General features: G+C 58.9%; 6 protein-coding genes. 3 read left to right on the top strand and 3 right to left on the bottom strand.

The window, feature by feature from the left end; translation table 11 throughout:
• Nucleotides 1-273: 273 nt before the first annotated feature.
• From PZA18_RS19210 to PZA18_RS19200, 3 genes are all read right to left on the bottom strand, one after another.
• Nucleotides 274-2727 carry an alpha/beta hydrolase family protein gene (locus PZA18_RS19210; protein WP_284102494.1) on the bottom strand — a complete coding sequence of 818 codons (2454 nt, stop codon included), beginning with the start codon at nucleotides 2725-2727 and terminating at the stop codon, nucleotides 274-276.
• 62 nt (nucleotides 2728-2789) lie between these two features.
• Nucleotides 2790-3452: a hypothetical protein gene (locus tag PZA18_RS19205; protein WP_284102493.1), complete on the bottom strand. Its 663-nt coding sequence runs from the start codon at nucleotides 3450-3452 to the stop codon at nucleotides 2790-2792.
• A gap of 186 nt (nucleotides 3453-3638) precedes the next feature.
• Entirely contained in the window at nucleotides 3639-4877 is a 1239-nt protein-coding gene (locus tag PZA18_RS19200) for a glycoside hydrolase family protein (RefSeq protein ID WP_284102492.1), read from the bottom strand.
• Nucleotides 4878-5369: 492 nt separating this feature from the next.
• Between PZA18_RS19200 and PZA18_RS19195 the strand changes: the two genes are divergently transcribed.
• The 3 genes from PZA18_RS19195 to PZA18_RS19185 all read left to right on the top strand — a co-directional run bounded on the left by PZA18_RS19195 (nucleotide 5370) and on the right by PZA18_RS19185 (nucleotide 7813).
• On the top strand, nucleotides 5370-6056 hold the full coding sequence (locus PZA18_RS19195; protein ID WP_284102491.1) for an HAD family hydrolase: 687 nt from the start codon (nucleotides 5370-5372) through the stop codon (nucleotides 6054-6056).
• Complete coding sequence (locus PZA18_RS19190; RefSeq protein ID WP_284102490.1) at nucleotides 6053-6331, top strand: acylphosphatase; 279 nt, start codon at nucleotides 6053-6055, stop codon at nucleotides 6329-6331. The genes PZA18_RS19195 and PZA18_RS19190 overlap by 4 nt, the downstream gene beginning before the upstream one ends.
• Nucleotides 6332-6613: 282 nt before the next feature.
• The gene (locus PZA18_RS19185; protein ID WP_284102489.1) at nucleotides 6614-7813 is read left to right on the top strand and encodes an amino acid aminotransferase; all 1200 of its coding nucleotides are present in this window, start codon (nucleotides 6614-6616) and stop codon (nucleotides 7811-7813) included.
• Nucleotides 7814-7968: the final 155 nt, after the last annotated feature.

Below are 7968 nucleotides of genomic sequence, written 5' to 3'. Positions count from 1 at the left end.
TAACCCTAACGACGCCATGCCCCAAAAATCGACCCGGCCCGGAGGGTTTCGCCGGATTTGGGCCTGCTGCGGTGTTGAAAATCGCTTGTTTAGCCCACTAAGCGGCGCGCTTTTCGCCTTGCATCAGGCCCAAATCCGACGAAACGCGATCCGAAAATAAAACGTCAACAGAGCCTAACTCCCCACCAAGAAAAAGCGCCCGTAACCAGCGGGCGCTTTTTCAATAGCAGATAGATCAAACTCTGCTGATCGTCTCAGACCAAGTGCCGCATTTCACCGCTTTACCTCATCGGTACGCGGCTTGGCATTCCTGACGTAGCGCTCCAGCCACTGATCCTGCTCCCACAGCATGTGCAAGACCGATTCCCGCGCCCGATAGCCATGATCTTCAGCTGGCAACATCACTAGCCGAGAGATACCACCCAAACCCTGCACGGCCTGATACATCCGCTCACTCTGGATCGGGAAAGTACCGGAGTTGGAATCATCCTGGCCGTGAATCAGCAGCAGCGCATCCTTGATCTGCTCAGCGTAGTTGAACGGGGCCATTGTCTGGTAAGTTGACTTTGCATCCCAGAAATTGCGGTCTTCCGCCTGAAAACTGAACGGGGTCAGCGTGCGATTGTAGGCCCCCGACCGCGCAATGCCCGCTCTGAACAGTCTCGTATGCGCAAGCAGATTGGCCGTCATGAACGCCCCATAGCTGTGGCCGCCCACGGCAATACGGTTACGGTCGGCGACGCCCAGGCGTACCACCTCGTCCACTGCCGCTTTGGCTGAAGCCGTCAGCTGTTCCAGATAGGTATCGTTTGGCTCCTTTTTACCTTCGCCGATAATCGGCATCGCCGGGTCGTCCAGCACTGCGTAACCACGGGCCAGCGCAGTCAACGGGCTCAGCGGGCTGATGCGGTTATAGCGATAGGGCGAATCCGTAACCTGCGCTGCGGCTTCCTTGGTTTTAAAGCTTTGCGGGTAAGCCCACATCAACAAGGGCAAGGCGCCATCCCGTTTCTGATCGTAACCCGGCGGCAGATACAGCTTGCCGGACAACTCAAGGCCATCCGCCCGCTTGTAACGTAGTGTCTGCACCTGAATCCCCTTGAGCTGCGGCAGGGGGTTGGGCAGCCGGGTCAAGGCCCGCAGCTGGCCCGCCGGTAAATCCCGCACATAGAAGTTGGGAAACTCCTCCCTCGCTTCGCGACGCGAGATGAAGCGCCGGCCACTATCGTCCAGCAAAGCCAGCGCTTCTTCATAGAACGGTGCTTCAGAACGCCACAACCGCGTGGTCTTGCGAGTGCTCAGATCGAAATGATCCAGAAATGGTCGATCCCCTTCATTGCTTGCCCCCTCCCCTGCCAGAAACAACGACTTGCCGTCCGCGCCAGTGTTCAGCACCGTTACCCCATTTGACAGGGTCTTCGTCATGGGGGAACCCGGATCGGCGTAGCGATCTTCACTCTTGCGAGCAAACAGCAGTTGCGGCGTATCTGCTGGCTTGCCGGGCCTGACCTGCCAGGTTTTAACGTCGCGGCTCTTCCACCAGTACTCGCTGACCAGCGCCAGATCATCCGAACCCCATTGAATCTCGGACAGCCGGTTCGCCAGCGACAGCCAGCGCTGGGGGCCAGACTTGAAGGGTGCAGACTGCAGGAACACTGCATCCCGCACCGTCGTACTGACCGAGGGATCCCCACCATCCTGCGCTTCGGCCCAGAACAAGGTTGCCGGCGCATCGGCACGCCAGCCGATGTCGCGAGGCCCGGTTGGCACTGCGTCATATCCGCTGGGCAGGCGATCAATCAACGGTCGCTCATGCACCACCTTGACCAACTGACCTTTCATGTCCCAGAGCTCGGTCGTTTCAGGAAAGCGCTCCAGCGGCACCAAGGTTGAATACGGGCGGCGCAGGCGCTTCACCAGCAGATAGCGGCCATCCGGCGACGGTACCGCCGCCAGCAGGCGATCATGCTGGCCAAGCAATTCGATCTTGCCATCCAGACTGACTGCGGCCAGCTGACTATCGAGTGCCCAATCAAGCAAATCCGAGTCGTAAGGCGTCTTCAGCAAATCAGGATAGGTGCGCGTCTGTGCGACCTTGCCCCCAAGACTTTCTTCAGTCTTGGGTCCGGTAGGTACCGTAGGCGCCTGCGGCTGCGGACCCTGCGTTGACGGCACCAGCCGCACCAGCAGACGGTTCGACCCCGCCAGCCACTGCACCGGCCCCGGCTGGGTGGCATTGAGGGAAGGCGTGATCAAACGCCGTGCCGTTGCCTGCTTTACATCCACCAGCCAGAGTTTGACTCCGCCACTCTCCCACAGGGTCACCGCAACCCAGCGCTCGTCCGGAGAAAAATGTGCCTCGGCAATACGGGCATCGGCAGGCAGACCCAGCACAGGTCGTTCGCTACCGTTGGCCACACTGATCAACATCAGCGAATTGCCGAAACTGAAGCGGGCCTCGGCCCGCATGGCTGCATTCAGACGCAAGCCAGCCAAGCGCAGGGTTGGCTGGGCAACATCGGCAATCGCCGGTAATCCGGGCCGCTTGATCATCAGCAGGGTTCCACCGAGTGGCCCCAGTCTGGAATGGGGAGTCAGCGGTGCTTCGGCAATGGCCTGCAAGGCGGGGTGGGGGGTTTTATAGCCGTTCTCGGCCGGTGGGGTATTTGCGCCTGCTGGCAGGGCCAGACAAAGACACAAGGACAGGGCAAGGATTTTGAGCTTCATGATCAGAATCGGGTCAGCGGTGCAAAGGCCGCGAGCGTGGCGAGGCTGACGTCACTTGTCAATTACTTCCGCCTGCCCAGCAAACGTCGCAACCGCCGGTAACTGCGGCGGATGGCGTTCATGGCCCACTCTGGAATCGGTCGCGGCCAGCGCCCCAGCACCGGGCGATAGAACCAGCGGTAGGCCCGCTTGAAGTCCTGCCAATGATCACAGGGCTCGGCTTTGTAGAAATCCGAAATATCGACGATGAAGCCACGCCCGGCATATTGCATGACGTTCTTGGCATGTACATCGTGTGGATACAACCCACGCTGACGTGCCCAGTCGATCGCCAGATCAATATCTTCCACGGCACGAGGGGTGATCAGCTCCCCTTCGATGCAGCAACGCCAGAAGGTGCGGCCCCAGATACGCCGCAGTATCAAATAGTCCGGCCCGATGTGCAGACAGCTCGAAAAAGCCGAGTGCTGCCCCAGCTTGCGATAGACCTCGGCTTCTTCCGCCAGCCCCGGCCGCCCCGGCGCATAGCGCTTGACAATCCAGTCGGGGAAATCCGGGTGGCAGACCACCCCCGCATAGTTTCCACAGCCCAGCAACTGCCAGGGTGCCGGCAAGCTGGCACTTTGCACAGGCTCATGCGCATCAATGCTGCGTAATTGCCATGCCGGTAGCAGCACCTGCGTGATCTGGTAAAGAAATTCATCAAAGGTAGGTTCTGTTGACATGTGTTTTGACGGGCCCGGACGGTGTTCCCGGTCAGTTTACAAGACGGGATACCCTCCCCAAAGCAGCCTGCACAGCCCCGCGCCCATGGTATTCATGGTGCCAATATTTGACTTTTGGGGGAAAGACGAAAACCTTTTTATTTTTTATTTTCAAATCAGTTATTTAAAAACCACCTCCAATAAAACCTAATGCACGGTATGGATGAGTTGATACTTATTGCCACTGAGCATATCCGCTTCGCTCAGCCCATACCCCAGATAGAGGGCGGCTTCAGGATATGCACTGACATTGGCCGCAGATAGCGGTGTCAGTGTCAGCGTATCCCGCACAAAGGTCTGGGCATAAACCGGCAGGCTACCGCTCGTCCAGGCTTGCCAGCTGGCGCCATTATGAAAGTAGTACTGCGTGCCAACGCGAGCGGCCAGATAGAGATTGGCTGTCTTGCCACTATCCATGGCATCCGGGGTCAGGATGCTGGTCAGGGAAAGCGCCGAATTACCGCCACTGGCGCTGGTCTGTATCTGAAACATCGCCGGCAGATCACAGCTATAGAGCAAGGTGCTGGCACTGCCGCTGGCTGCCGTCGCCAGCAGCATCCGGTAACGACCATCCGGCATCTGATAGACATCAGGATCCACCACACTGCCACTGCCCGCCATGCTGAGAAACGCCGTGGACGCGGGGGTAAAAGTGAGGCCATCAGACGAATCAGCCACCAGCAGACGTTTCAGCCGCGTCGAACTGGCCCAATCGGTGTAAACCAGCCGATACCCGCCTGCCGGCTTCTGCAGAATGGTGGGATCGACGCCATTGCTGATTCGAACACCCGATTCCCGGGTCCAGGTCTTGCCCTCATCTGACGATAGGGCCGACTCAATATCAGTGCCACGCGCCACGAAATACATGCGCCAACGGCCATCAGGCAGTCGGATACCGGTTGGCACCGACAGGAAGATCTTGCCGCTGGCGGTTTCGATATCAGCACTACTACCGGCGATGACCACCCCCTCGGCACTAAAGGTCAAACCATCGCTCGAAGTTGCAGACAGCAAAGCGGAATCCCCATTCGACAGCGCCGCATCAAATAGCATGCGAAAGCCCCCCGCCTGCCGGCTGATAACCCAAGGATTTCTTGTCTGACTGTAGGTTTTACCATCTATCGTCACGGAACTCGCCAATCGCACCCCCGACTCCGCCGTAAAGGTCTGCAGATCGCTCGACTTGGCCGAAGCCAGCCCTTTCCCCATGTAGTAGATACGGTAACTACCATCGCTATGACGGAAAATCTGCGGGGCAACACCCGTCAAACCGGTCTCGACAAAATTCGTACAAACCGTTGAGGCAATACCGGCACTGGACTGCACATCCGCCATCACCGGCACGGCCAGGCATGCCGCGAGCAAGGCACCATGGAATCTGAACATCCGAAATTCTCCTCCAGAATGAATGACTTCTCCGCACACACCGGCCCACTGCCAGCAAGGCAGCCAAGCGGGCGACATGCCGTACTTACCTCTTTGCTATAGCAGACTCGCAAGTCCGGCCAGGGCACGCCTGCCGGCTGACCGACCCTTCTGGCGATTGGCACTCGCTGTAAACCCTGATGGCTGCTATAAAGGAACGCTTGGGCTGCGTGAATTGTGACAATTCTGGACCCTGCAGCCGACTTTCTGGTGGGCTGATGACCAATGCCCGCACCGGCAGGCCGCTTTCAAGTGGATGGCTGGGTGGAGATAGCCGCTGGTAACGCGAGCCTGGAGAAAAAGCCATCGACAATGCCGGCAGCAACAAATGCCAGATTGCCGAACAGCTCATTACCGCATTTAAAGGCGTGCCGATAATGCCAGCGCACTGGTCAGCCCATGTGCTGGGGTTCGAACTGCCTGTTTTCTCGCAACCAATCGGGACGGACGATCATGCAACTCCCCTGCCCCATTGCTGCCGTGATTTTCGATATGGACGGGCTGATGCTCGACACCGAGCGGCTGGTACTGGCTGCCTGGCAGCAAGCCGCGCAGGAACATGGCGCCGTGCTTGACGAGCAGCTGCTCTTGGGGATGGTAGGGCTGCACGACCGGCTATGCCGGCAATATCTGCGTGAACAGCTGGGCGAACAGACGCCCGTTGAAGCCATTCACGACCGTACACGCGAACTTTATGCCAAGGCGCTGGCCGAAGGGCCACCCATCAAGCCGGGACTGATCGCCTTGCTCGACTACCTCGAAACCGCCAGTCTGCCCAGAGCAGTCGCCACCTCCACCTTGCGCCGGTTTGCCTTGGGCAATCTTGAGCGGGCAGGTTTGCTCAACCGCTTTGCCCATATCATTGCCGGGGATGACATCTGCCACCCAAAGCCGGCACCTGATGTCTATCTGCAGGCCGCCGCCGCACTGGGTGTCGCACCCGCGCTGTGTGTCGTACTGGAAGACTCTGAACCCGGCGTGCGAGCAGCGCTTGCGGCCGGCATGACACCCATTATGATCCCTGACCTCAAAGCCCCTTCTGCCGAAGTACGTGCCTTCGGCCACCATATCGTCGCCTGTCTGGCAGACGCCCACACTCTGATCGCCGACGCCCTGAGCGCTGCGGAGGCTCTGCGATGACCGAAGCGCGCCGACTGATCGTGATTGGCCGGGTACAAGGTGTTGGCTACCGCAATGCATTTGAGATGACCGCCCGCCGCTACGGCCTTGCCGGCTGGGTGCGCAATCGCTTGGATGGCACCGTTGAAGCCTGGGTCGAAGGTGAAACCAACTCGGTTGCCAGCATCATCGACTGGGCCGCCAAAGGCCCTCCCGCAGCCAGAGTGGATGATATCGAGGTGCTACGTGTCGAACCTGCCGGCTTGCAGACCTTTGTGCGCAAAGAAACCGTCTGAAATCCGCTCAAGCACAGCGAATCAATCAAGCAATCGCTTGGTTGATGATTTATATCGAAAAATCAGGGAATGCCCGACGAAGGCCCTGTGACTGGCTTTGCAAAAGATCCTCAGGTTTCGGCAAACCGCAGCATAAACAGCGGCAATTTTGACAATATCCGGGCTAGAATAAGGCCAACCCACCCATTTGGCCCAGTTGGCCCAAAGCTTGCGCAAAGGGTAAGCCTTGGTGCATCGGCGCTCCGGGTGCCCTTCTTCATTCACTCCCAGTCGAGACTTGCTATGACGCTGTTTGCAACGGTAGAACTCGCTCCGCGCGACCCGATTCTTGGACTCAACGAAGCCTTCAACGCCGACACCCGCACCGATAAGGTCAACCTTGGCGTTGGCGTGTACTTTACCGACGATGGCAAATTGCCCTTGCTGCGCGCAGTCATGGCTGCGGAAAAAGCCCGGCTGGAAGCGCAACCCGCGCGCGGCTATCTGCCGATCGAAGGCATCGCAGCCTACGACAATGCCGTACAGAACCTGCTGTTCGGCGCCGATTCGGCCCTGATCCAGGCTGGCCGGGTAGTCACCACCCAGGCGTTAGGCGGCACCGGTGCACTCAAGCTGGGCGCCGATTTTCTGAAACGCCTGAGCCCCGAAGCCGTTGTAGCGATCAGCGACCCCAGCTGGGAAAACCACCGCGCCCTGTTCGAATCCGCCGGGTTCAAGGTCGAGAACTACCGCTACTACGATGCTGCCAGCCAGAGCGTCGATTTCGCTGGCATGCTGGCCTCTCTCAAGGCGCTCCCAGCACGGTCGATCGTGGTCTTGCATGCCTGCTGCCACAACCCGACAGGTGTCGATCTCAGCACCGAACAATGGCAGCAAGTTGTCGCCGCCTGCCGTGACAACGGACTGACGCCTTTCCTTGATATGGCTTATCAGGGCTTCGCCGATGGCATCGACGCTGATGGTCTGGCCGTGCGCCTGTTTGCCGATTCCGGCCTGGATTTCTTCGTTTCCAGCTCGTTTTCCAAATCTTTCTCGCTGTATGGCGAGCGCGTTGGCGCCCTCAGTATCGTCACCCAAAGCCGCGAAGAATCGGCCCGCGTGCTATCCCAGATCAAGCGCGTTATCCGTACCAACTATTCCAACCCACCCACACACGGCGCCTCGCTGGTCGCCACCGTATTGAACAGCCCGGAGCTGCGCGCCTTATGGGAAAGTGAGCTGGCCGAAATGCGTGACCGTATCAAGGCCATGCGCCAGGCACTGGTGCAGAAACTGGCCGAGCACGGCGCCGGACGCGACTTTTCTTTCGTTCTGCAACAACGCGGCATGTTCTCTTACTCCGGTCTGAGTGCCGAACAGGTCGAGCGTCTGAAAACCGAGCATGGCATCTACGCGGTATCCACCGGTCGCATCTGTGTCGCGGCACTCAACAGCCGCAACATTGACCGTGTCGCCACAGCAATTGCCGCCGTATTACGCTGAGCGCACCTTCCGGTAACACAGCCTGAAACCAAAAGGCACATCCGCTGGATGTGCCTTTTGGTTTTTCCGCCTCATCTGTCGAAAATCGCTCCCCGTACCTGATAGGCCACATGCTCCTTCCGCCACGCTTGATAGAGATCGCCCCGCCCCAAAAC

Source organism: Parachitinimonas caeni (assembly GCF_030129945.1).
Taxonomy (GTDB): Bacteria; Pseudomonadota; Gammaproteobacteria; order Burkholderiales; family Chitinimonadaceae; genus Parachitinimonas; species Parachitinimonas caeni.
This window is presented reverse-complemented; position numbering and strand designations above follow the sequence as displayed.